The organism is Croceibacterium soli (genome assembly GCF_009828065.1).
GTDB lineage: Bacteria > Pseudomonadota > Alphaproteobacteria > Sphingomonadales > Sphingomonadaceae > Croceibacterium_B > Croceibacterium_B soli.
Genome location: NZ_WTYK01000007.1, coordinates 159,279 through 183,162 on the forward strand (window position 1 = coordinate 159,279; position 23,884 = coordinate 183,162).

A 23,884-nucleotide genomic window follows, 5' to 3' on the forward strand; every position below is an offset into this window, starting at 1 on the left:
AATGGGCGAGAAGAACAGTTTCGAACGGCTCGCCCTCGTCGCGTCGGAAGCGGCGCGCGCGCAGGACGCCGCCCGGCAACTGGCCGATGCCGCCGCCTGGGTGCCGCTGGAAGAGGCGGAAGCGGTCGTGGTGCTCGGCGGCGACGGCTTCATGCTGCACACGCTGCACCAGATGCTCGACGACGAGCGCGTGATCCCCGCCTACGGCCTCAACCTCGGTACGGTCGGCTTCCTGATGAACCGCTATCGCGAACGTGGCAAGCTGGCGGACCGGATCGCCAAAGCGCGGCGGATCGCGGTCGCGCCGCTGCGGATGACCGCCACCACTCAGGATGGCGCGGAGCATGTGCACAACGCGATCAACGAGATCTCGCTGCTGCGCGAGACGCGCCAGACGGCGAAGATCGAAGTGTCGGTAAACGGCAAAGTGCGGATCGACGAACTGGCCTGCGACGGGGTGCTGCTGGCCACGCCGGCCGGCTCAACCGCCTACAACCTTTCGGCCAACGGGCCGATCCTGCCGCTCGATTCGTCGATGCTGGCGCTGACGCCGATCAGCCCCTTCCGCCCGCGCCGCTGGCGTGGGGCAATCCTGCCGGACCGGAGCAAGGTCAGCTTCCGCGTGCTGGAACCGGCCAAGCGCCCGGTGGCGGCGGTGGCCGATCAGAAGGAAGTGCGGGATATTGCGCAAGTGCAGCTCGAGATCGATCACGACCGCGAGCTGACACTGCTGTTCGATCCGGGTCACAGCCTGGACGAGCGAATCGTCAGCGAACAATTCGCCGCCTAGGCCAGAGGGCCGTTACGGGCTGACGGGTTCGAAATCGTCGTCGTCGCTCTCGGCCGAAACGAGGGCCACGATGCCGACCAGGAGAATGGCGATGACCGCCGGCCATGCGGCGCTGGCGATGCCCCCTGCGAGGCCTTCGCTTTCCTCGACAGCCGATCCTGCGCGAACGTCCGCGGCCGCGAGAGCCGGCTGAGCGATCACGAGTCCGGCGGCAGCCAGGCTGGCAAGGGCAGTTCTGATCGGCTTCATACAATTCTCCATACTGTGCGTGGAACGCAGCACCCTAAGCCGCCGCCCAGGCGAACCGTTCCTCGACAGCAGACGAATGGCGCCTGGGGTGCGATGAACCGTGAACGCCGTGAAAAACAAGCAGATGGCTGAGGGTGACCGCGGAGCGGGCGGTCCGCTGTAGTAAGTGGCTCCCCGAGTAGGATTCGAACCTACGGCCATTCGATTAACAGTCGAATGCTCTACCGCTGAGCTATCGGGGAGCAGCCCTTGCGGGCAGGGTTGCGCCTATATGTGGGCCGATTTCGTTTTGCAAGCCCGATAGGCGCGAACAAGCAGCGACTTTCGTTTTCAGCCCGGCTTGCGGAAGCGCAAGGCGAACTTGTCGCTCGTGGGCTCCACCTCGCGCGGGGACACGTCGTGCGGGTCCGCGGGGTTGTGGAGCAGGTCCGATTCCGCTTCCAGCGTGAAGCCGGCCGCGGCGACTTGCTGCTTCACCGCCGCGGGATCGATCCGGTGCAGGGTCGACGTCGCGGCCATGCCCGTACCCGGGGCGGAGTGGTCCTCGACGAAATAGATGCCGCCGGGCTTGAGCGCCTCGAAGACCTCGCGGTTGATCGCGGCGATGTCGCCGTTGGCGATGTCGTGGTAGTTTTCCGTGGTCCAGACCAGGTCGGCGGGCTCCGGCAGGTCGAGCGCCGCGTAATCGGCCACGACGACCTTCACGTTGGGATATTGCGCGGCGAGCGCATTGATACCGTCCAGCCCGCCCGGCCGATTGGCGAAGAACGGCGGCACCAGGGCATAGACTTTGCCGGTCGGGCCCACGGCCTTCGCCAGGATGCGCGTATAGTATCCGCCGCCCGGCGCGATCTCGGCGATCACGTCGCCGGGCTCGACCCCCGCGAAGGCGACGATCTCCGCCGGCTTGCGCTCGCCGTCGCGGGCCTTGTCCTGAGCGGGGCGCTGGCCATCGGCGACGGCCGCGGCGATCGTTTCCGTCGCCGCGGTCTGGGCGTTCACGGGATTGCAGGTGGCAACCGCTAGCGCGACGAAGCTGGCAGTGAGGACGGACTTGCGCATCATTCTCTCCCTTTTACCGGGATAGTAACGCAGTTTCGTTTCCCGACAAAGCGGCGGATCAAGTCAACGCAGGCTCCCGCGGCTTGCGGGTCAGCGCAATGAGCTGCAGCGCCAGAGGCACGAACAGGGCGATCATCGCTGCTCCGGTGTACCACGGCAGGTCGTGCCCCGCTTCGTAGATGAGCCCGAACGCCGGCGGCGCCACGATCCGCGACAAGGCGTTCGAGGCCATCATCAGGCCCATCACGCTGCCTTGGCGCTCAACCGGCGCCGTGCGCGACATGAGCGCACCGGCAGTCGGGAAAGCGAGGCTGTGGCCCACCATCAGCAGTCCCATTAACGCCACCGCGACGTAGGGCTCTCGCAAGATCGGCTGCAGCAGCATCGAGGCAGCGAGGACCAGCAAGCCGCCGGTGATCACCCTCCCCTCCCCGAAGCGCGAGACGAGCGGGTGCAGGAAGAACAACTGCACCACCAGCCCGCCGACCCCTATGGCGATGAAGGCGAAGCCGAGATCGCGCGCGTTCCACCCGAAGTTGGCTTCGCTCCACAGGCCGTAGACCGCCTCCATCGAAGCGAAAGCGGCGATGCCGGCGAAGGACACGACGAACAGGCGCAGCAGCAGAGGATGCGTGCCGACATAGCTTACCGCTTCGCCGTAACGCGGCAGTGGCGCCGACCTGCCGGCCGGGGGCTTCACATCCCGCAGCACCAGCAGCGACCACAGCGCGGTGACGGCGCAAAGCGCGGCCGCGGCGAGGATCGGCGGGCGAAAGTCGGCCAGGCTCGTGCCCGCTCCGGCCAGCAAGCCGCCGAGCACGGGGCCGAACACGAAGCCCAGCGAGAAGCTCGCCCCGAACAGCCCCATGGCCTTGGCCCGCTTTTCCGGCGGCGATGCGTCGGCGAGGAAGCCTTGCGCGACGCTGAGAGTACCGCCGAAGAAGCCGCTGACGATGCGGATCGCGATCGCCAGCCACAGCACGGGTGCGAAGGCGAAAGCGACGTATGTCAAAGCGGCGCAGGCCGTGGTCACGACCAGCACGTTGCGCCGGCCCAGCCGGTCCGACTGGCGGCCCCAGAAGATCTCCCCGAACACGTTGCCCAGGCTGTAGGCCGCGAACAGCAGCCCGACCTCGAACGCCCCGGCGCCGAACAGCGGGCCGTAGAACGGCAGCAGCGGAAGGATCAGGCTGAAGCCGGCGATGTTGATGAACACTGCGAACATCAGCGGCAGCATCCGCCGGTACATCAGCGGATCACCCTGCATAACGCGGCTCCGGCAGGCCCTTCACGCCCAGCCCATCGATCACGAAGCAGCAACCGTCGTCAGGCGCGGCCTCGCGGCCGAGGAAGGTAGGATCGATCGTCGGCACGAACAGCCGGTCGAGGCCTGCACCGAAGAACATCACGCTGGCCGGGATGCGGGTCGGGAATGCGATCTCCCGCAGCACCTCGCCTCGCGGGCTGAGGCACAGCACCACCCCGCCCTCGCAGATCGCGGTCCAGAGATTGCCTTCCGCGTCCACGGTCGCCCCGTCGGGGATCGGTCCCCAGGATGAGCTGTCGAAGAACGCCCGCCGGTTCGAGGCTGCACCTGTCGCGATGTCGTAATCGTAGGCGTAGATCGTGTGTCGCAGACTGTCGGCGTGGTAGAAGGTCCTGTCGTCGGGCGACCAGCAGGGCCCGTTGCCCAGGAAGACATCGCCGTCGATCTGCGCGAGCTTGCCATCGGCGCCGAGCGACCAGAGCCCGCCGCGCGGCTCCTTCATGGCCCGGTGGCTGGTGCCGAAGACGAAGCGCCCAGCCCGGTCGACTTTGCCGTCGGCCAGCTGCACTTCCGGATCGGCAGGATCGAGCAGGGCGAGCGGCTCGACCGCTCCGCTCTCGAAGTCGAGCGCATGAATGCCGCTGCCGAGAGCAACGATCGCGCCGCCGTTCTCGCGCAGCGCCATCGACCCGACGATATCCGGCACGTCCCAGCTTCGCAGGGCGCCGCTCTCCGGATGCCAGCGGAACACCTTCCGGGCGAGGATGTCGATGTAGTAGAGCGCCTGCTCGGCCTCGTCCCAAACCGGTCCTTCACCCACCTGGCATCTGGGCAGGTCGAGCCTCGTTATCTCCATCGCAGCGTCCCCTCTCACGCTGCAACTGTAACGGGCGTTAGGATCATCGCAAGTCACATCGGCCGCCGCTCCTGCGATCAGGCGCGGCGGCGATGTGCGAGCGTACCGTTAAGCCGCCACCCCGTGGCAGTGCTTGTACTTGTTGCCCGAACCGCAGGGGCACGGCGCGTTGCGGCTGATTTCCTGGCCGGCGAAGGGGTTCTCGCTCTCGGCCCCGCCCGGACCGGCAGCGGCGAGCGCCGAGCCGGCGAGCGAGCCGAACAGCGCCGGGTTGCGGGCCGAGCCGTCGTTGTCGTCCGAGTTGTCGAGGCCGGTGAACGGATCGATGTGACCGGTCAGGAAGTCCGGCAGGTCCGGCAGGTCCATCATCGGCGGGGGCGCGATGCGGAGCTGGCTGGTCAGCAGGATCTTGGTCACGTCCTCGCGGATCGTCTCGAGCATGTTCTCGAACAGCCCGAAGGCTTCCTGCTTGTATTCGTTGATCGGCTGCTTCTGGGCATAGGCGCGCAGGAACACGACCTGGCGCAGCGCGTCGAGCGTGGCGAGGTGTTCCTTCCAGTGGTGATCGAGCCGGTCGAGCAGGACCTGCTTCTCCACTTGCCGCCAGATGCTCTCGTCGGCCTCGCCGAACTTCTCGGCCATGATCTGGTCGGTCTGCTCCAGCAGGCGCTGCTCGATCATGTCCGGTTCGACTGAGTCTTCCTGCAGCCACGCCTCGAACGGCGGCTCGAGGCCGAGGATGTCCTTCACCTTCGCCCGCAGGCCTTCGATGTCCCACTGCTCGGGGTAGGAACCCGGAGGACAGGCGGCGCCGACCATCGCGTTGATCGCGTCGTGGCGCATGGCCACGACCACGTCGTCGACCCGCTCGCTGTCCATGATCTCGGCCCGCTGTTCGTACACGACCTTGCGCTGGTCGTTCATCACGTTGTCGTATTCGACGACCTGCTTGCGGACTTCGTAGTTGCGCGCCTCGACCTTCTTCTGCGCCGTCTCGATGGCCTTGGACAGCCACTTCGATCCGATCGCCTCGCCATCCTCCAGGTTCGAGTTCATCATCTTGGAGAACAGCGTATCCGGGCCGAAGATGCGCAGCAGGTCGTCCTCCAGGCAGAGGTAGAACCGGCTCAGGCCAGGGTCGCCCTGGCGGCCCGAGCGGCCGCGGAGCTGGTTGTCGATGCGGCGGCTTTCGTGCCGTTCCGTGCCCAGCACGAACAGGCCGCCGGCTTCGAGCACCTTCTGGCGCTCGGCGGCGACTTCGGCCTTGATCCGCGCGATCTCCTTGTCGCGCTCGGGGCCTTCCTCGAGGTCCTTGAGCTCGTCGTCGATGCGGAACTCGGCATTGCCGCCGAGTTGGATGTCGGTGCCGCGGCCGGCCATGTTAGTGGCGATGGTTACCGCCCCGAGGCGGCCCGCCTGGGCGACGATGTGCGCTTCCTGTTCGTGGAAGCGGGCGTTGAGCACCGCGTGCTTGACGCCTTCCCTGTCGAGGAACTGCGAAAGCAGTTCGGATTTCTCGATCGAGACCGTGCCGACCAGGACCGGCTGGCCGATCTGGTTCTTCTCCCTGATCGACTTGGCGATGGCCTGGAACTTGTCGACCGTGTTCTTGTAGAACTCGTCCTCCTCGTCGATCCGCTGGACCGGAACGTTGGTCGGGATTTCGACGACGTTGAGCTTGTAGATGTCCCAGAATTCCGACGCCTCGGTGGCGGCCGTGCCGGTCATGCCGGAGAGCTTGGGATACATGCGGAAGTAGTTCTGGAAGGTGATCGAGGCCATCGTCTGGTTCTCGGGCTCGATCTTCACGCCTTCCTTGGCCTCGACCGCCTGGTGCAGGCCGTTGGACCAGCGGCGCCCTTCCATCATGCGGCCGGTGAACTCGTCGATGATGACGACTTTGCCGTCCTTCACGATGTAGTCGATGTCGCGCTTGAACATGATGTTGGCCTTGAGGGCCTGGTCCAGGTGGTGGACCACCAGCGTGTTCTCGACGTCGTAGAGGTTGTCGGTTTCGAGCAGGCCGCTCTCGGCCAGGCGGCGCTCGATCTCGACGTTGCCGTCCTCGGTCAGGGTGATGTTCTTGGTTTTCTCGTCGGCCTCGTAATACTCGGGCTCGAGCGCCTTCACGAGCGCGTCGAGCGAGACGTAGAGGTCGCTCTTGTCCTCGGTCGGGCCGGAGATGATCAGCGGGGTGCGGGCTTCGTCGATCAGGATCGAGTCGACCTCGTCCACGATGGCGAAGTTGAACGGCCGCTGCACTTGCTGGCTGCGCTCGTGCTTCATGTTGTCACGCAGGTAGTCGAAGCCGAACTCGTTGTTCGTGCCGTAAGTGATGTCGCAGGCATATGCCTCGCGCCGGGCGCGTTCCGGGAGGTTCGGCACGATCACGCCGACGGTGAGGCCGAGGAACGTGTGCAACTGGCCCATCCAGTCGGCGTCGCGGCGGGCGAGGTAGTCGTTCACGGTGACGACGTGCACGCCCTTGCCCTCGATGGCGTTGAGGTAGGTCGCGAGCGTGGCGACGAGGGTCTTGCCCTCGCCGGTCTTCATCTCGGCGATCTCGCCGCGGTGGAGCACGATGCCGCCGACCATCTGCACGTCGAAATGGCGCATGCCGAGCACGCGCTTCGACGCTTCGCGCACGGTGGCGAAGGCTTCGGGCAGGATGTCGTCGAGCGTCTTGCCGCCTTCGAGCTGCTCGCGGAACTTCTGCGTCTGGGCTTGCAGCTCCTCGTCGCTGAGCGCTTCGATCTGCGGTTCGAGGGCGTTGATGGTGGCGACGATGCGGTCGAGGGACTTTACGTAACGATCGTTAGCGGAGCCGAAAATGGCCTTTGCGAGCGCGCCGAACATGGGCGTTATCCTGACTTTTCAATGGGTGTGCGGCCACACGGCATGGCGCGGCGCGGGTAAGTGCGAAGAAATGGAAGCGCCGGCGCTATTCGTGCGCGCGGTCGACACCCAGCATGACCGGCGGCAGCACGATCGGCGGACGCGGCTTGGGACAGGGCGACTTCGCCCGGCCGTCCATCTCGGGAGCCGGCCTCAGCGCCAGGGTGCCGACAGTGGTCGTGCACTTGGCAGCCAGTTCCGCCGCGGCGACGAGCCGCACGTTCTGCACGTCCGCCACATGCGTCTGCGCCGGGGCGCCGGTGGCGGCGAGTCCGCTGATAAGCGCAAGGAGCGTGAGCAGTTGTCGCAGCATGTGCCCGCTAGATAGCGCGCCGGCGCGATTTGTCCATGCGCGGCGGCCATTCGCTCGCCGTTCACTCACCGTCCCGCTCCTCCTCCGCTCTCCACCCTCGTCATGCTGAACTTGTCTCAGCATCCATCTCGCCGCCCGAGCAGGGCCGTGGGGGGGCGGACGGCTTCGCCCCGAACACCCAAAGACTCCGCCCGAGGGGCAGAATGGACCCTGAAACAAGTTCAGGGTGACGAGGAGGGAGTCGGGTGACGAGGAGGGTCCGGGTGACCAGGAGGGTTCGGGTGACGAGGAGCGGTTCAGCTGCCAAGGAGGGGAAGAATTCGTCCCGGCTCAGCCCGCCGCTGATTGTCGCCCCCCGCCGGATTGCTTATGCGCGGCGCATGGACCTCGAACGCTCCCCGCTCGCCCTGCCCTTCCCAGCAATTCCGCCGATCGCCGGCGCCGTTCCGCGCATCTCGCGCGCCCGGTACAAGGAATGGGACCGCTGCGACCTGACTTACGTCGAGTTCGCCGAGGGGACGAGCGTGGCCGGGGTGTTCACGCGCAACGTCTGCTGTTCCTCGGAAGTGGAACTCGGGCGCGAGCAGGTCCGGCTTGGCCGCGCGCGGGCGCTGGTGGTCAACGCCGGCAACTCCAACGCCTTCACCGGATACCGCGGGCGCGAGGCGGTCGAGCAGATCATGGCCCAGGTCGCCCAGCACCTCGGCTGCGAGCCGAGCGACGTGTTCGTCTCCTCGACCGGCGTGATCGGCGTGCCGCTGCCGAAGGACAAGGCCCAGGCCGGCATCGCCGCCGCGCTCGAGGCCGAGCCCTGCACCTGGGAGCAGGCGGCGGAGACGATCGCCACGACCGATACGTTCGCGAAGGGCGCGCTGGCGACTGCCGTGATCGGTGGCAGGACGATCACCCTGGCGGGGATCGTAAAGGGCAGCGGCATGATCGCGCCCGACATGGCGACGATGCTCGGCTACATCGTCACCGATGCGGCCGTCGATGCCGCGTTCCTGCAGCGCCTGCTGTCCAGCGCGTCGGACGATACCTTCAACTGCATCACGGTCGACAGCGACACCTCCACCAGCGACACCGTGCTCGCCTTCGCCACCGGGCAGGCGGGCAACGCTTCGCTCGCCTCGATCGACGACCCGGGCGCCGACGCTTTCGCCGCCGCGCTACAGGACGTCTGCCGCCAACTCGCTCACCTCGTCGTGCGCGACGGCGAAGGCGCGCAGAAGTTCATCGAAGTGCGGGTCACCGGAGCGGTCAGCGACGAGAGCGCTCGCCGGGTCGGGCTCGCCATCGCCAATTCGCCCCTGGTCAAGACAGCCATCGCCGGGGAGGACGCCAACTGGGGCCGCGTGGTCATGGCCGTCGGCAAAGCGGGCGAACCGGCCGACCGCGACAAGCTCTCGATCGGTTTCGGCGGCACCTGGGCCGCCCGCGACGGGCAGCCGCTCGCCGACTACGACGAGGCGCCGGTCGCCGCGCACCTCAAAGGCCGCGAGATCGACATCGAAGTCGATCTCGGTCTCGGCGACGGACACGCGACCGTATGGACCTGCGACCTGACCCACGGCTACATCGCCATCAACGCGGACTACCGCTCGTGACGCCGGACGCTCTCCATCAGGCGATCCTCGACCTCGTGCGGGAGGTTTCGCGGACAGTCATCCTGCCCCGCTACCAGAAGCTGGCGACGCACGAAGTCGAGGCCAAGGCCGCCGACGACGTGGTCACGATAGCCGACCATGAATCCGAAGCGATGCTCGCCGAAGGTCTCGCGAAGATCGCCGACGTTCCGATTGTCGGCGAAGAAGCGGCTTTCGCCGATGCCACCGTGTTCGGCCGCCTGACCGGTGACTGCTGGATCGTCGATCCGCTCGACGGGACGCGCAATTTCGCCAGGGGTCAGCCGCCGTTCGGCATCCTCATCGCCATGGCGCAAGGCGGCGTTGCGCACAGCGGGTGGATCTACGACGTGCTGACGGAACGCTTCTGCGTCGCGCACGCCGGCAAGGGAGCCTTCGTCAACGGCGAGCGCGTCACCGCGCGCACGACCGGCGAGGAGAAGCCGGTCGCGGCCGTCTCGCTGCTGTTCATGGACATGGCCAAGCGCGATGGCGTGCTGGCGGGAATCGGCGATCACTACCGCCTGGTCGACGTGCCCTGGTGCGCCGCCGAGCAGTATCCGCGCCTTGCGCTGGGCGTGAACGACCTGTCGCTGTTCGAACGCACGCTCGCCTGGGACCACGCCGCCGGCGCGCTATGGCTCAACGAAGCCGGCGGCAAAGCGGCGCGGCTCGACGGTTCGCCGTATCGGGTGGATGAAGGGGATCGCACCGGCCTGCTCGGCGCAGCCAATCCCGCGCTGTGGGAGCAGATGGCGCAGCGGCTGGCGGAGTTGCCTGACTAAAGCCCCCTCCTCTTAAGAGGAGGGGGTTGGGGGTGGTGGAGGCGCCGTGAAACGTCGCGCCTGCCTCGGCACCACCCCGCTGCGACTAGGCTCGCCTTCGGCTCGCCAAGTCTCGCTGCCCCTCCTCTAAAGAGGAGGGGGAGAGGTACTTACAGCTCGCTTTCGAGCCAGCCCTTGAGCTGGCTCTTGGGCGCGGCGCCGAGCTTCTGGGCGACGGGCTTGCCGTCCTTGAACAGCACCATCAGCGGGATCGACTGCACGCCGATCTTCCCGGGCACTTCCGGGTTCTCCATGATGTCCATCTTGGCGATGGTGACTTTGCCGGCCAGTTCGTCGCTGATCTCTTCGAGCGCCGGGGCGATCATCTTACAGGGGCCGCACCAGTCCGCCCAGAAATCGACCAGCACCGGGGTCTCGCTATCGAGCACGTCGGTCTGGAAGCTGGCGTCGGTGACATTCTTGGTGGCCATGGTGTGACTCCTTCGTTTTCGTCAATCTAGGGTCCGGCCCAGGCCATGCAACGGCTCACCCGGCAAAGCTTTCCTCGCCGGCCGCCAACCCGGCCTTGTGTTCCGCGAGCGTTTCGGCGGGGATCGGCACGAGCAGCGGCGTCTGCGTGTAGAGCACGGCGGCCTCGATCCGACGGCCCGGATAGATCACCCCCAGGGCCGCGGCATAGGCCGCCATCTGCCTGAGCGTTGAGTTCGGCATGTCGGCGAGGCCGGTCGGCGGGCGCCGGGCGGTCTTGAAATCGACCACCAGCACGCGGTCCGGCTCCACCAGCAGGCGGTCGGCGGTGCCGGCGATCACTTGCCCGCCGACCGTCGCGGCCAGCGGCACTTCGGCGAGGGCATGGGGCGAGAAGATCTCCGCCCAGCCCGGTTCGGAAAGAACGGCCAGCGCCGAGGACAGCATTGCCTCGCGGTCGGGATCGGGCACATCGGCGGCCTGACGCGAGAGCCACTCCCGCGCCCTGCCCTCGCGCTCCTCAGGCGGGAGTTCGGGCAGACGTTCAAGCAACTTGTGGATCAGCACCCCACGCCGGGCGGCGAGCGCATCGGCGCCCGGCGGGAACGGCGGATCGGCGCCCTGATCGTGCCCGACGGCGGACGGAGCGAGCGGGCGCGGCGGGCGCGGCTCGGGGCCGATGGGCGTGGTCGCCCAGGCCGGCAGCGGAAGCCGCGCCGGCTCCTGCACGGCATCTTCCCGCGGAATCGCCGCCGGCCGTGCACCGTGCTCCAGTCGCCAGCCCCAGATCCCGTCCTCGACCGGCGTCGCATCGACCAGCGGCGCGAGGCGCGCGTACCAGGAATCCTCCGCCGGCTCGTCCTCGGTGGCCAGCAACGCGCCGCCGACGAACAGCGCCTCTTCCGCGCGCGTCATTGCGACATAGAGCAGGCGCCAGTGCTCCTCCCGCTCGGCCCGCGCGGCTTCGGCCTCGGCGGCGGCGACACGGCCGACTTTCTCTTCCTTCGCGAGCGGGGGCAGCGGGATGCTGCGTCCTTCGCCGCCCGGAACCTCTTCCTTCAGCGCCAGCCCCCGGGTCGGCGAGCGGTCCGGGTCCCCCGTGGCGTCGGCAAGGATCACGATCGGCGCCTGCAGCCCCTTGGAGCCGTGCACGGTCATCACCCGCACGAGGCCGCCGCTGGCCCCGGGCTCGCGCTTCAATTCGCCCTCGCCCGCGTCGAACCACTGGATGAAGCCCTGCAGGCTCGGCACGTTGCCGGCGGCATAGGAATGGGCGGCGTTGAGAAGCTCGTCGATCGGATCGTTGGCTTCGCGGCCGAGGCGGGAGACGAGCTTGCGCCGCCCCTGCCACGGGCCGAGCAGCAGCCAATGGAGCAGGGCCTGTGGCGGCTCGAAATCGGCGCGGGCGAGCAGTTGCCGCAGCTCTCCGGCGGCCAGCACCGCCTCGGGCGCTGTGCTCCGCCGCAGATGGTGCCAGAGCGCCGCACCCTTCTCCCGGTAGCCATGCTCGAGCAGTTGCTCCTGGCTCCAGCCGATCAGCGGGGAGACGAGCAAGCAGGCGAGGCTGAGATCGTCGAGCGGCTGCGCGGCGAAGCGCAGCGCGGCCATCAGGTCCTTCACCGCCAGCGGCGCACCGAGCCGTAGCCGGTCGACGCCCGCCACCGGAACGCCCGCCGCATGGAGCCGCGCGACGATCAGCCCGGCTAGCTCCCGGCGCTTGCGGACCAGGACCATGATGTCGCCCGGTCCGGCGTTGCGCGCACCGCCTTTCACCAGCGGATAGCCTTCGTCGAGCCATTGCCTGACTTGCGCGGCGATCTTGTCGGCCATGCGCCGCTCCGGGCCGGGGAGCCAGTTGTCCGTGGGCTCGCCTTCCGCTTCGTCTTCGTCCTCCGGCTGCGCGCCCACCGGCGCCCAGAGCCCGACCACCCCGGGCCGATCGTCGCCGACGTGGTACCCCGGGTGATCGGCCAACCCGAAGGAAGTGGGCCCAATCGCCTCTATCGCGGCGTCCACGAAATCGAGCACCGGCTGCGCGGTGCGGTAGGACCGGCCGAGCCCGAGCCGTTGCAGCTCGCGCGCCTCGGTCCGCTGCAGGGTCGTACCCGCCGCGGCTGCGGCCATGACGCTGGCGAAGTGCTTGCGGGCGATCTCGAAGTTTTCGGGGCTCGTGCCCTGGAAGCGGAAGATCGCCTGCTTGTAGTCGCCGACGACGAAGATGGTGCGCAGCTTGCCGTCGCGCTGGCCTTCGCCGGCGTAGAACTCCTCCGTCAACGCGCGGATGATGTCCCACTGCGCCGCATTGGTGTCCTGCGCCTCGTCGATCAGGATGTGATCGAACTGGCGGTCGAGCTTGTAGCGGATCCAGTCGGAGATTTCCGACCGCGAGAGCAGCGCGGCAGCCTGGCGGATCTGGTCGTCGAAATCGATCAGCCCCTCGCGCGTTTTCGCCTCGTCCCAAGCGAGCGCGAAGCGGCGGCCGATGGTCAGCGCCGGCACCAGCAGGTCGGCCAGCGCGATGAGCGCGGCATGCTCGCGCACGGCTTCGACACATTGCCGCACCTGCTCGGCCGTGGCGGCGTATTCAGGGTCGTGCTTCTCCAGGTAGCGTAGCGAGCGGACATTGCCGTCGTTGGTGAACAGCGCCTTGGCCAGGGCGCCGCATCCTTCCGCGCGGGCCGCCGGATCGCCGGCCAGCCATTCCTCGACCGCTTCGATGCACTTGCGGGCCGTGGCCGTGCCCCAGGCGCCGTTCGCCTGAAGGCAGCGCCGGAGCGCGCCGCAGTCGAACACGTCGTCGCTGCAGAGCGCGGTGAGGCTTTCCGGGCCGGCATCGAGATCGAGCCCGATCAGTTGCCGCACGCGGTCGCCCATCGGCTCCTGCCATGCGCCGGGGCCGAACCATGCCTCGCGCGCTTCGGCACAGCGCATCAGCCATTTGCGCGCGCCGTCCGCGCCCATGCGGATGCTGAGGTCCTCCAGCGCGGCCAGCATGGCGGGGTCGCCGCGCTCCTCCCACTCGACCAGCAGGTCGGCCAGAAGGCGGTGGGCGAGCAGGTCTCGGTCCCGGTCCTCCATCGGCTTGGTGCCGGGGATCAGCCCTGCTTCCTGCGGGAAGGCGGCGAGCAGCCACTGCGAGAAGGCATGAATCGTATCGATGCGCAGGCCGCCGCCGGGACAGTCGAGCACTTGCGCGAACAGCGAACGCGCGCGGGCGATGTCCTCGGGCCCGTGCGGCGCGCCGATCGCGATGAGGTCACCGGCCAGCTCTGTATCAGGCAACCGCACCCAGTTGGCGAGCACTTCGTTGACCCGCGTCGCCATCTCGGCGGCGCCGGCCTTGGTGAAAGTCAGGCACAGGATCTGCCCCGGCTCGACGCCGTCCCGCAGCAGCAGCCGCAGCACCCGGGCGGAGAGCACTTGCGTCTTGCCGGTCCCGGCCGAAGCCGAGAGCCAGACGCTGTCCTGCGGATCGACCGCCTGCGCCTGGTCCCCCTTGAGCGGATGGACGGTGCCGCTCACGCGTCGCGCCCCTGCCATTCCTGCAGGCGCATGAGCTGGTCGTACGTGTCGTAGCCTGGCGCGTTGGGATTGAGCCGCGCCGTGAACGGCTGGTCGCCGAGGATCCAGCGGTCGAGTGCATCGTCGAGGAAGTCCATGGCCATCGGCAGGAACTCCTCCGGCGGGATGCCGCTGCGCTTGCCTTCCACCTTCACCGGCGTGGCGACATAGCCGAAGCCGGTTTCGCTCTTGGCGCTCTTGCCGAGCGACCAGTACTCGAACAGCTCCGGCTCGCCTTCGAGACCGCCGAACGCGCCCCGCTGGGCCATCAGTCCGATCGTCCCGAGCTGCAGCGCGAAGCCCTGTTCGACCTGCTTGCCGGACGGGGGCACACCGGTCTTGTAGTCCACGATGGCCAGCTTGCCGCCCGGCAGCCGGTCGATCCGGTCCGCCTTGCCGACGAGTTCGACGCCGCGATACGTCCATTCGCCCCATTCCTCGAACAAGGCGGGGCGGCGTGCGGGATCGGACGCGATCGTCTGCTCGATCCACTGGAGCGCCTTCATCAGCCGCGGGCGCCAGAGCGCGCGCATCAGCGGATGGGCGTTCATCTGTTCGAGCACTTCGCCGGCGACTTCGGCCATCGGCCGCCCGGACCGATGCCACGCCTCTAGCACCTCGTGCGCTGCCGTACCGCGCCAGGCGGCCGAGGGCTCCGCGTCGAGCGGGTCGAGATCCTTCAGTCGCAGGATGGCCGACGCGTAGAATTGATACGGATCGGAGCGCAGCCGGTCGAGCGCGGTCACGCTGACGCGTACCCGGCGCTGCTCCGCGCTCGGCCGGGGCTCCGGGCGCGGGTAGAGCGGCGCGGGCTCGCCATCGTCGAGCGCGCGAGCAAGCGCGACGACGGCCTTGTCCTCGTGCCGCGAGACCAGATCGCGTCCAAGCAGGGCCCGCACCCGCAGCAGGAACCGCGAGGGGATCGCCGGCCCCTGGCTGTCGCGCTGCGAGCGGCTCAGCACGACTTCGGGAGCGCCGAGCACGCCGGCGAGATCGTGCGCCGAAAGGCCGATGCGGAAGTCCGCGCCCGGCACGCCGAGCGCGCGCAGGACCGCGGGGGCGAGCAGCGGATCGAGCGACGGGGTCGCGGGCCAGGTGCCCTCGTTCAGGCCGGCGCAGATCACCAGCTCGGCACGAGCCATCCGCGCTTCGAGCAGGCCGTAGATCGCCACGCGCGGATGGCCGCCATATGGAGGGCGCACCGCCACTTGCTCCATCGCGTCGCGCAGAACGGCCGGCAGCTCTTCCAGCTCGACCGCGAAGCCGCTCTCGCCGGCGTGGAGCCGGAGGTCTTCCACGAGCGCCGAGAGCGCCCGCCCGTCCTCGCGGGCCCAGAGGTTCTCGCCGCACAGCGCCTCGCCGGCGGCGGCCAGCCGCTCGAGCAGGTCCGCGAGGCCCTGCTTTCCCGGGGCCGCCATCAGCGGGGCGAGGACCGTCTCCACCTCGGCCCACCACTCCTCGGCACCCGCCGTCGCCGCTATCGTCCGCAGCGGCGCGAGACCCGGCGCCGGGCGCGGCCCGCGCAGCTTCAGCTCGAAGGCGCGGGCCTTGCGGAGCCAGGCCGCGCGCGCCTCGCCGGGGCGGACCAGCGGGTGTCCGAGCAGCGCCAGCAGCGGCACGGGTGCGGCATGTTCGGCGGCGGTTTCGGCGAGCAGCAGGAACAGGCGCCCGGCGGCGGTCTGCGACAGCGGGCGGCCGGCGGAATCGTCCGCCTCGATGTTCCAGCGGCGCAAGTGATGGACCACGCGGCGGGCGAGCCCCCGGTCCGGCGTGACCAGCGCGACGCGCTTCTCCGGCTCGGCCAGCGCCTGGCGCATCAGCAGGGCGATGGCCTGGGCCTCCTCCTCCGGATTGGCCGTCTCGATCAGGCGAACGCCCGTGAGCCGGCGCCGGTCCGCCGGCAGGTCGACCCAGCGCTTGCTGGCCTGGGGCGGCAGGAACAGGCTGGAGATCGCGTGGCTGCGCTCCGGCGGGCCCGCGCCGGCGCCTGCCCGGTGCCAGGGCTGAACTTCGTCGCGAGCAACGCCCATGCGGTTGAGCAGAAGCTTGAGGTGATACTGCGGATGGGTGACCGCGTCGCCCCGCGCCAGTGGCGGATCGACATCGGGCGCGCCGGCGTGGCCGAGTTCGTCCCACACGTCAGCCGGCAGCGACAGGTCGAGATCGGGCAGGACCACGGCGCCCTGCGGCAGTTCGGAGACGACCCGCAGCAGCTGCGCCAGCGCCGGCGCAGCGCTAGTTACGCCGGCGGCGACGATCGGCGTCGCGGGCGGCTCGGCCCGCCACTTCTCCGCCGCGCGGGCGAACAGGCGGTTGCGGCGCGCGGCGGCGTCGAGCTCGCCGCGAGCGCCGAGCTCGCTGCGCCAGCGGGCATGCACGCGGGCGAAGAGCCGGGTGTTGGCGACCCAGTGCTCCGACAGTTCGGCGAAGACCTGGAGCACGCGTTCCTGCCACAGCGCCTCGGGATCGATGTCCTCGACCAGCAGGCGGTCGATGGCGGTGGCGATCTGCTGGGCGAGCCGCAGAAGCGCGGCACCGCGCGGGGCCCCGCCCTCCTCGCCTGCCATCTCCTCTGCGACGAACTGGGCGAGGCGGAACAGGCGGCGGGTCGGATCGGCGGCCGGCGGGATCGCGGCCCCTGCGCCGAGCGGGTCGAGCAGCGCACCGAGCGACTCGTCGAGGTCGAGATCGCCGACCACCGCCATTCGCGGCATCAGCAGGCCTCCTGAGCCTGTCGAAGGGCCGCTCTGCCGGATGAACGCCTCGGTCACAGTGCGCGCGGCGCGGCTGCTCGGCAGCAGCAGCGTCAGCCGCGCAAGGCCCAGCTCCGGCTCCGAATAGCGCGGCAACAGCCCGGCGACGAGCGCATCGGCGAACCCGCGGTGGGCGGCGATCGAATAGACTTGCGGCCCGCTGCGTTCCATCAGCCGGCCCTCAACCCTCCTTGAGGAAGGCTTCGGTCGGGGCGATCGAGTCGGGGGTGCCGACTTCGAACCACTGGCCGGTGAAGGCCACGCCGAACAGGCGCCCTTCCTCGATCGCGCGGTCCCAGAGAATGTTGGTCGAGAACGGCCCCTCCGGCGCATCGCGCAGCAGGCGCTGGCCGACCAACTGGATACCGGTGAAGATGAAGGGCGCGATCCGGCCGGAGCGGCGGCGGCTGACCCGGCCTTGCGCGTCCATGTGAAAATCGCCCTTGCCGCGGAAGTTGTGCGCCCCTCGGTGCGGCACCAGCATCAGCAGCGCATCCATCCGCGCGGCATCCCAGGCGTCGGAGAGATCGTGGAACGCGTTCTTCGGGCCGTCGAGCCAGATGTTGTCGCTGTTGAGGCAGAAGAACGGGTCCGGCAGCAGATCGCGCGCCCTGATCATGCCGCCGCCGGTTTCGAGCAACTGCTCGCGCTCGTCCGATATCGTCACCTTAGGCGCCGCCCGCTCCCGCACATGGGCTTCCAGCGCATCGCCGAGGTAGTGGACGTTGACCACCGCCTTACCGACGCCGGCTTCGGCCAGTCGATCGAGCGCATGGTCGATCAGCGCCTTCCCGGCCACGCGCACCAGCGGCTTCGGCTGGCGCGCGGTCAGCGGCCGCATGCGCTTGCCGAGGCCGGCGGCCAGCACCATGGCGGTATCGGAGGCGAGGTCGGTCATGTCGGCATTAGTCCCGAGATCCTCCCCCGGAGGGGGAGGTGGCAAGCGCCGTAGGCGCTCGACGGAGGGGTGTAACCATTCCGATGCCGTGACACCCCTCCACCACGCGCTTCGCGCGCGGTCCCCGTCCCCTTGCAGGGGAGGATCGAAGTGCAGGCGAGGTCGGTCAAAACAGTTCCCCGCCGCTGGTATCGCGGATTTCCTGCGGAATGTTGACAGCGAACCATTCGGCGACCGGCGCCAGGGCAGGATGCTTCAGGTCCCGCTCGAGCGCGTCCCAAACGCGCGGGATCATGGCGAGGTAGCGCGGCTTGCCGTCGCGCTTCCACAGCCGCGCGAAGATGCCGACGATCTTCGCATTCCGCTGCGCGCCGAGCCGGGCATAATCGGCTTCGAAGTGCTCGTCCGCGTCAACCTGCCCGAGGTAGCGGTCGAGCATCGCCCGCTCGAGCTCCGGCGAGACGTCCCTCCGCGCGTCCTGCAGCAGCGACACGAGGTCGTAAGCCGGATGGCCGACGAGCGCGTCCTGAAAATCGATCAGGCCCTGCTCGCCATCCGGCAGCAGCATGATGTTCTCGGCGTGATAATCGCGCAGCACGGTGACGCCGGGATCCTGGCGCGGGAGCATCGGGGAGAGCACCTCGTCCCAGGCGGCCTTGTACCCGGCCTCGTCGACGCTCAACTCTAGGAGTTGGCAGTACCATTCGGTGAACAGGCCGGCTTCGCGCTGGTAGACAGCTAGGTCGTAAGGAGCGAACGGGCCCGGCGGCGAAGCGTGCAGACGAACCAGCGCGTCAATCGCGCGGGCGTACGTCTCTTCCTCGGCCTGCGGGTTTTCGTCGAGCCAGTCGCGCATGCGGTCGTCGCCGAAGTCTTCGATCAGCACCAGCCCGCGCGAACGGTCCTCGGCATGGATCGCCGGGGCACGGTGGCCGTGGCCGGCGAGCCACTGGCCGACGTCCAGGAACGGGCCCGGATCCTCGTGCGGGGGCGGCGCGTCCATCAACATGGCGGTGCGCCCGCCGCTGCGGACGCGGAAGTATCGGCGAAAGCTGGCGTCCCCCGCCAGCGGCGCGACCTCGGCCCGGCCCCAGCCGGCGGTCTCGAGAAACGAATGCAGGCCCGCGGGCAGCTCTGATGTCATGCCCAGCGCCCTAGCCAATCGGCGCCCGGCTCGACAATCGCCTGCCGCCCGCTGTCCGCAAATTTGAGCTCGATCGAAAGGCAGCCCGGCTCGTGCGCGAAGCCCCCTGCCCGCTCAGGCCACTCAGCCAGCAGGGCCGCGCCTTCACGATAGTCGTCCAGGCCCAGTTCTTCCGCCTCGCGCGGGCTTTCCAGACGGTAGAAGTCGGCATGGACCAGCGGCGGATCGAGATCGTAAGTCTCGACGATGGTGAAAGTCGGCGACGGCACGTCCCCGGCGTAACCGAGGGCGGCGATCACCGATCGGGCGAGCGTGGTCTTGCCGGTGCCGAGCGGCCCCGACAGCGCGACCACGTCCCCCGGCTGCAACAGCCTGGCAATACGCGCCCCGAGCGCCTCCATTGAGAGGAGGTCAGGCAAGTCTACGATCAAACCCACACTCCCGTTCGCCCTGAGCCTGTCGAAGGGCGATCTGGCGAAACCTTGCTCACACGTGCTTCGACAAGCTCAGCACGAACGGAGGTGTTTGCGGACCTCACGGCAGCCAGATCGTCGCGGTCGTGCCCTCGCCGGGCTCGCTCTGGAGATCGAGGCGCCCGCCGTGGCCTTCGATCAGCTGCCGGGCAAGCGGCAGGCCGAGCCCGGTGCGGCGTGTGCCGTCGGAGCCCGTGCGGGTCCCGTCGAGCGCGCGGGCCAGTTCGCTCGGCTTCATGCCCGGCCCGTTGTCGGAGATCACGATTCGCACGCCCTTCTTCGGCCGCGAAAGCGCCACGAGAATGCGCCCGCCTTCCGGCGTCGCTGTGATGGCGTTGTCGAGCAGGTTGCCGATCGCGCGGCCCAGCTGGCGCGGATCGGCCTGCACGACGCCCGCGCTCTTGTCTCCGCGCACGTCGCACGCGAGGTTCTTGCCCTCGATAGCCTCCTCACGCTCCCGCACCACGTCCGTTACGAACGGCAGCAAGTCGACTTCCGAGGTCGCGATCGGCAGCAGGCCCGCCTCGCTTTGCGTCAGGTCGAGCACGCTTTCGATCTGCGCCCCGAGCCGCTCGACGGACGTGAGGATCGCGCCGACATATTCCTGCGCCTGTTCGGAAAGCTCGCCGGCGACGCCACTTTGCAGCAGTTCGGCGAAGCCGCCGATCGAGGTCAGCGGCGTGCGGAATTCGTAGGACATGTTGGCGAGGAAGCGGGTCTTCACCGCATCCGCCTCTTCCAGCGCCGTGGTTCGTTCGCGCAAGGCATCTTCCGCCTTCTTCGAATCCGTGATGTCGAGCACGGTCAGCAGGCCGTTGCCGTCGGGCAGCGGGACCCCGGCGAATTCGAGCGTGCGGCCGTCCGACATCTGCACCTGTCCGCCCCGCTGCTGGCGGTCGAGCGTGGCCGCGCGGACGACCTCGCCGATCGCCTTGCGCTGCGCCGGACGCGCGAGCCGCGGCGCGATCCGCTCCAGAACCGCCTCGATCCGGGGATGCTCGTCGAGGAACTCCTCGGGCAGCTTCCAGATCGTGCTGAACAGCCGGTTCCAAAGCTGCAGCCGCCCATCCGGCGCGAACACCGCGAGCGATTCGAACAGGCTGTCGAAGGTGGCGGTGCGAGTGCGCAGCAGCGTGTCGCGGGTGGCGGAGAGGGCCAGCTGCTCGGTCCGATCCTCGGCCAGCAGCACGAGGCCGCCGTCGGGCATCGGCTGGGCCACGATCCTGAGATGCGTGCCGTCGCTCAGCGTCCAGGCTTCCTCCCGCGCGGCGCCGGCGGCGAACCATTCGCCCAGTTCGCGGCGCCAGGCCGGGAAGTCGCGCGCCTCCGGCAGGCGCCCGGCGTCTCGCGCCATGTCGAGGAAGCGGTCGAAGCTCGGCGGGTCGACGTGGTACAACGGGGACATGGCGAACAGGCGCTGGAACGGCAGGTTGGCGAAAGCCAGGCTCCGATCCGCATCGAACTGCGCCACGCCGATCGAGAGCTGGTCGAGCATAGAGCGCTGCGCCTCGCGAAACGCGCGAAAGGCGCGGCTCTGCTCCTCCATCTCCTCGATATCGACGGCATAGCCGGCAACCCCATCCTGCCCGAGCGGCAAGTCGCTGACCCGCAGGGTCCGGCGCTGGCTGCCGACGGTCGCCTGGACGATCCGCTCGACCGGCAGGTCCTGGTCGCGCGCCTGGCTGGCGATCTGCGCCGCGCTGAGGCCGTCGACCTGCTCGACCAGCTCGATCTGCTTCTGCACCACGGTGTCCGCGTCGCCCGCGCCCACGGCCTGGACATAGGCGGTGTTGACCAGGCGCAGCTTCATGTCCGGCCCGCGGAACCACATCGGCATCGGCGCGGCTTCGATCAGGCCGACAAGGGCGGCAAAATCCCGTTGGGCGCGCTTGGTCTCCGCGCGCATGCGGGTCAGCTCGGCCTGGCTTTCCGAGAAGTCGAACCACCAGACGAGCGCCGCGCCGGTCGCCGAGATCACCGGATCTGCGAGCTGCCCGCGCAAGGCCAGGCTGCGCTTCGATCCGACGGGCGAGACCACCATGCCGAAGGGCGCGGCGGTTTTCTGCGTCCGCCGCACCGCTTCGCTGAGATCGCTCAAATCGTGCGACGAGAGACCGGCGCCGTCGGCCGCGAGTTCGCTGAGGTAGCCGGGAAGATGGTCGAGTCCGAGCCAGGCGGCGAGCCGCTCCGGCCCTTCGATCTTGCCGTCGGCCTTGACCAGCAGCGGCACGGCCGGGGAATCGTCGATCATCCGCGTCAGACGCCGCGCGGTCGAGCGGGCAGCCTTGGCCTGGCGCGCGCGGTTGCGGGCTTCCAGCGCCAGCCAGGCCGCCCCGAAGGTCCAACCGGCCAGCAGGAGCCCGAGCAGCACCAGCGCTGTGGGGGAGAGGTCCATTCTCGTCAGCTATTCGGTGGCGGGAACGGATGCAATGGGCGGCACGGCGAACCCCTCCCGCGAACGGGAGGGGCCGTGTCGATCAATAGCGATAGTGGTCGGGCTTGAACGGGCCCTGGGCCGGCACGCCGATGTAGTCGGCCTGCTTCTGGCTGAGCTTGGTGAGCTTCACGCCGAGCTTGTCGAGGTGGAGTGCCGCAACCTTCTCGTCGAGATGCTTGGGCAGGATGTAGACGTCGTTCTTGTACTGATCGCCCTTCGTGTAGAGCTCGATCTGCGCCAGCACCTGGTTGGTGAAGCTGCAACTCATCACGAAGCTCGGGTGGCCGGTGGCGCAGCCGAGGTTCACCAGGCGGCCCTTGGCCAGCACGATGATCTTCTTGCCGTCCGGGAAGGTGACCACGTCGGTGCCGGGCTTCACTTCCTGCCAATCGTAGTTGTCCAGCTGGCCGATCTGGATCTCGGAATCGAAGTGGCCGATGTTGCAGACGATGGCCATGTTCTTCATCGCCTTCATGTGCTCGGCGGTAATCACGTCCTCGTTGCCGGTGGCCGTGACGAAGATGTCGCAGCGTTCAACCGCTTCTTCCATCGTCACGACTTCATAGCCTTCCATCGCCGCCTGCAGAGCGCAGATCGGGTCGATCTCGGTGACCATGACGCGCGCGCCGCCGTTGCGCAGCGAGTCGGCCGAGCCCTTGCCGACGTCGCCGAAGCCGGCGACGCAGGCGACCTTGCCGGCCAGCATGACGTCGGTGGCGCGTCGGATCGCGTCGACCAGCGATTCCTTGCAGCCGTAGAGGTTGTCGAACTTCGACTTGGTCACGCTGTCGTTCACGTTGATCGCCGGGAACGGCAGCTTGCCCTGCTTGGCCAGGCTGTAGAGGCGGTGAACGCCGGTGGTGGTCTCTTCGGAGACGCCCTTGATCGCCTGCACCGTCTTGGTGAGATAACCCGGCTTGCGGCGCAGGAAGTCCTTCAGCGCGCGGGCGAACTCGATCTCCTCGGCGTTCGACGGCTCGAACAGTGCTTCGCCCGCTTCGACGCGCGCGCCCCACAGCGCGAACATCGTGGCGTCGCCGCCATCGTCGAGGATCATGTTGCAGGTCTCGTCGTCGCCCCAGTCGAAGATCCGGCCGACATAATCCCAGTAGTCGGCCAGGCTCTCGCCCTTGATCGCGAACGTGGGAATGCCCTGCGCGGCCATCGCGGCCGCGGCGTGGTCCTGGGTCGAGAAGATGTTGCAGGTCGCCCAGCGCAGCTCTGCGCCCAGCGCGACCAGCGTTTCCATAAGGACCGCGGTCTGGATCGTCATGTGCAGCGAGCCGGTGATCCGCGCGCCCTTGAGCGGCTGCGAAGCGCCGTATTCCTCACGCAAGGCCATCAGGCCCGGCATTTCGATCTCGGCGATCTCGATCTCGGCGCGCCCGTACTCGGCGAGCGTGATGTCCTGGACGATGTGGTCTTTCTCGGCAACGGCAGTGGCCACGTGCTTTTCTCCTGCGAAGTGCGGGTGGAGGCGAGCCGGGGCTCCATGCTTCGCCGTGTCGGGCGCACATATAGGCAATTGTCCGCCCGCGTAAAGCCGTGGGCGGCGCTTGCACCGGCCCGGCAATCGCCTATCTTCGCCGGGAAACGACCACACAGGGAACTACCGACATGACGATTTCCAAGGGCGACCGCATACCCGACGTGACGCTGGTGAAGGCCACGCCGGAAGGGCCGCAGAAGGTCCAGTCGAGCGAGTATTTTGCCGGCAAGAAGGTGGCGCTGTTCTCCGTGCCCGGCGCTTTTACGCCGACCTGCTCGGCCAAGCACCTGCCGGGTTATGTCGAGAAGGCGGCTGATCTGAAGGCCAAGGGCGTCGACGAGATCGCCTGCACCGCAGTGAACGACGCGTTCGTGCTGGGCGCCTGGAACCAGTCTGCCGGATCGGAAGACGTCACCATGCTGGCGGACGGCAACGGCGAATTCGCCGAAGCGGTTGGGCTGACGATGGACGGCAGCGGCTTCGGCCTGGGCAAGCGCGGCCAGCGCTTCTCGATGATCGTCAACGACGGCGTGGTCGAAGAGATCAACGTCGAGCAGCCGGGCGACTTCAAGGTCTCCAGCGCGGAGCACATGCTCGGCCAGCTCTGAGCCTAAAATCCTCCCCCTCCGGGGGAGGTGGCATCGCGCAGCGATGACGGAGGGGGCGCGGCCTGGCTCTACAGTACGCCCAGGCCAGGCCCCCCCCCCCCCCCCCCGGCGGGGGCCCCCCCCCCCCCCCCGGGGGGGGGTTTGTTGGGTGGCCGAAGACACGGGGGTAGAACCAGGGAGGGGGGGGGGGTATGTGCGGGGCCCCAGCCCG

Annotated in this window: 18 protein-coding genes and 1 tRNA gene; 4 read left to right on the forward strand and 15 right to left on the reverse strand. The window is 68.5% G+C overall.

Annotation, left to right across the window (positions count from 1 at the left end; all coding sequences use genetic code 11):
- Position 1: 1 nt before the first annotated feature.
- Positions 2-790: an NAD kinase gene (locus GRI75_RS12340; protein WP_160747297.1), complete on the forward strand. Its 789-nt coding sequence runs from the start codon at positions 2-4 to the stop codon at positions 788-790.
- A gap of 12 nt (positions 791-802) precedes the next feature.
- On the opposite strand, the gene GRI75_RS12345 is transcribed toward GRI75_RS12340, so the two are convergent.
- The 7 genes from GRI75_RS12345 to GRI75_RS12375 form a co-directional block, all read right to left on the reverse strand.
- A complete protein-coding gene (locus GRI75_RS12345) occupies positions 803-1,039 on the reverse strand; it encodes a hypothetical protein (RefSeq protein ID WP_160747298.1) in 237 nt (78 codons plus the stop codon).
- Between the two features lie 167 nt (positions 1,040-1,206).
- Positions 1,207-1,281: transfer RNA gene (locus GRI75_RS12350), tRNA-Asn, on the reverse strand.
- A gap of 88 nt (positions 1,282-1,369) precedes the next feature.
- Positions 1,370-2,104: a class I SAM-dependent methyltransferase gene (locus GRI75_RS12355; protein WP_160747299.1), complete on the reverse strand. Its 735-nt coding sequence runs from the start codon at positions 2,102-2,104 to the stop codon at positions 1,370-1,372.
- Between the two features lie 55 nt (positions 2,105-2,159).
- Positions 2,160-3,368 carry an MFS transporter gene (locus tag GRI75_RS12360; RefSeq protein WP_160747300.1) on the reverse strand — a complete coding sequence of 403 codons (1,209 nt, stop codon included), beginning with the start codon at positions 3,366-3,368 and terminating at the stop codon, positions 2,160-2,162.
- Positions 3,358-4,224, reverse strand: a complete 867-nt coding sequence (locus GRI75_RS12365) for an SMP-30/gluconolactonase/LRE family protein (RefSeq protein WP_160747301.1) — start codon at positions 4,222-4,224, stop codon at positions 3,358-3,360. The genes GRI75_RS12360 and GRI75_RS12365 overlap by 11 nt, the downstream gene beginning before the upstream one ends.
- 108 nt (positions 4,225-4,332) lie before the next feature.
- The gene (gene secA, locus GRI75_RS12370; protein WP_160747302.1) at positions 4,333-7,080 is read right to left on the reverse strand and encodes a preprotein translocase subunit SecA; all 2,748 of its coding nucleotides are present in this window, start codon (positions 7,078-7,080) and stop codon (positions 4,333-4,335) included.
- A gap of 85 nt (positions 7,081-7,165) precedes the next feature.
- Entirely contained in the window at positions 7,166-7,432 is a 267-nt protein-coding gene (locus tag GRI75_RS12375; protein WP_160747303.1) for a hypothetical protein, read from the reverse strand.
- Between the two features lie 380 nt (positions 7,433-7,812).
- On the opposite strand from GRI75_RS12375, the gene argJ reads away from it, so the two are divergent.
- Positions 7,813-9,039, forward strand: a complete 1,227-nt coding sequence (argJ, locus tag GRI75_RS12380) for a bifunctional glutamate N-acetyltransferase/amino-acid acetyltransferase ArgJ (RefSeq protein ID WP_160747304.1) — start codon at positions 7,813-7,815, stop codon at positions 9,037-9,039.
- Positions 9,036-9,842 (forward strand): inositol monophosphatase family protein, encoded by an 807-nt coding sequence (locus tag GRI75_RS12385; RefSeq protein ID WP_328597980.1) that lies wholly within the window; start codon positions 9,036-9,038, stop codon positions 9,840-9,842. Before argJ ends, GRI75_RS12385 begins: the two co-directional genes overlap by 4 nt.
- Before the next feature lie 149 nt (positions 9,843-9,991).
- On the opposite strand, the gene trxA is transcribed toward GRI75_RS12385, so the two are convergent.
- The 8 genes from trxA to ahcY form a co-directional block, all read right to left on the reverse strand.
- Positions 9,992-10,312 (reverse strand): thioredoxin, encoded by a 321-nt coding sequence (trxA, locus tag GRI75_RS12390; protein WP_160747306.1) that lies wholly within the window; start codon positions 10,310-10,312, stop codon positions 9,992-9,994.
- Between the two features lie 55 nt (positions 10,313-10,367).
- A complete protein-coding gene (gene addA / locus GRI75_RS12395; RefSeq protein WP_160747307.1) occupies positions 10,368-13,832 on the reverse strand; it encodes a double-strand break repair helicase AddA in 3,465 nt (1,154 codons plus the stop codon).
- Positions 13,829-16,795, reverse strand: coding sequence for a double-strand break repair protein AddB (gene addB, locus GRI75_RS12400; RefSeq protein WP_160747308.1), 2,967 nt, complete (start codon positions 16,793-16,795; stop codon positions 13,829-13,831). Before addB ends, addA begins: the two co-directional genes overlap by 4 nt.
- A 10-nt stretch (positions 16,796-16,805) precedes the next feature.
- Positions 16,806-17,522 (reverse strand): nucleotidyltransferase family protein, encoded by a 717-nt coding sequence (locus tag GRI75_RS12405; RefSeq protein ID WP_160747309.1) that lies wholly within the window; start codon positions 17,520-17,522, stop codon positions 16,806-16,808.
- 166 nt (positions 17,523-17,688) lie between these two features.
- Complete coding sequence (locus GRI75_RS12410; protein WP_160747310.1) at positions 17,689-18,666, reverse strand: aminoglycoside phosphotransferase family protein; 978 nt, start codon at positions 18,664-18,666, stop codon at positions 17,689-17,691.
- Positions 18,663-19,097: a tRNA (adenosine(37)-N6)-threonylcarbamoyltransferase complex ATPase subunit type 1 TsaE gene (tsaE, locus tag GRI75_RS12415; RefSeq protein ID WP_160747319.1), complete on the reverse strand. Its 435-nt coding sequence runs from the start codon at positions 19,095-19,097 to the stop codon at positions 18,663-18,665. The genes GRI75_RS12410 and tsaE overlap by 4 nt, the downstream gene beginning before the upstream one ends.
- Before the next feature lie 103 nt (positions 19,098-19,200).
- Positions 19,201-21,534, reverse strand: coding sequence for a sensor histidine kinase (locus GRI75_RS12420; RefSeq protein ID WP_160747311.1), 2,334 nt, complete (start codon positions 21,532-21,534; stop codon positions 19,201-19,203).
- 82 nt (positions 21,535-21,616) lie between these two features.
- The gene (gene ahcY / locus GRI75_RS12425) at positions 21,617-23,023 is read right to left on the reverse strand and encodes an adenosylhomocysteinase (RefSeq protein WP_160747312.1); all 1,407 of its coding nucleotides are present in this window, start codon (positions 23,021-23,023) and stop codon (positions 21,617-21,619) included.
- 170 nt (positions 23,024-23,193) lie between these two features.
- Here ahcY and GRI75_RS12430 point away from each other — a divergent pair, with 170 nt between their 5' ends.
- Positions 23,194-23,673, forward strand: a complete 480-nt coding sequence (locus GRI75_RS12430; RefSeq protein WP_160747313.1) for a peroxiredoxin — start codon at positions 23,194-23,196, stop codon at positions 23,671-23,673.
- Positions 23,674-23,884 lie beyond the last annotated feature (211 nt).

Bases quoted from the DNA above. Each gene is read 5' to 3' on its own strand.
- GRI75_RS12340 (WP_160747297.1), top strand. From the start codon at position 2: ATGGGCGAGAAGAACAGTTTCGAACGGCTCGCCCTCGTCGCGTCGGAA.
- GRI75_RS12345 (WP_160747298.1), bottom strand. From the start codon at position 1,039: ATGAAGCCGATCAGAACTGCCCTTGCCAGCCTGGCTGCCGCCGGACTC.
- GRI75_RS12355 (WP_160747299.1), bottom strand. From the start codon at position 2,104: ATGATGCGCAAGTCCGTCCTCACTGCCAGCTTCGTCGCGCTAGCGGTT.
- GRI75_RS12360 (WP_160747300.1), bottom strand. From the start codon at position 3,368: ATGCAGGGTGATCCGCTGATGTACCGGCGGATGCTGCCGCTGATGTTC.
- GRI75_RS12365 (WP_160747301.1), bottom strand. From the start codon at position 4,224: ATGGAGATAACGAGGCTCGACCTGCCCAGATGCCAGGTGGGTGAAGGA.
- secA (WP_160747302.1), bottom strand. From the start codon at position 7,080: ATGTTCGGCGCGCTCGCAAAGGCCATTTTCGGCTCCGCTAACGATCGT.
- GRI75_RS12375 (WP_160747303.1), bottom strand. From the start codon at position 7,432: ATGCTGCGACAACTGCTCACGCTCCTTGCGCTTATCAGCGGACTCGCC.
- argJ (WP_160747304.1), top strand. From the start codon at position 7,813: ATGGACCTCGAACGCTCCCCGCTCGCCCTGCCCTTCCCAGCAATTCCG.
- trxA (WP_160747306.1), bottom strand. From the start codon at position 10,312: ATGGCCACCAAGAATGTCACCGACGCCAGCTTCCAGACCGACGTGCTC.
- addB (WP_160747308.1), bottom strand. From the start codon at position 16,795: ATGGAACGCAGCGGGCCGCAAGTCTATTCGATCGCCGCCCACCGCGGG.
- GRI75_RS12405 (WP_160747309.1), bottom strand. From the start codon at position 17,522: ATGACCGACCTCGCCTCCGATACCGCCATGGTGCTGGCCGCCGGCCTC.
- GRI75_RS12410 (WP_160747310.1), bottom strand. From the start codon at position 18,666: ATGACATCAGAGCTGCCCGCGGGCCTGCATTCGTTTCTCGAGACCGCC.
- GRI75_RS12420 (WP_160747311.1), bottom strand. From the start codon at position 21,534: ATGGACCTCTCCCCCACAGCGCTGGTGCTGCTCGGGCTCCTGCTGGCC.
- GRI75_RS12430 (WP_160747313.1), top strand. From the start codon at position 23,194: ATGACGATTTCCAAGGGCGACCGCATACCCGACGTGACGCTGGTGAAG.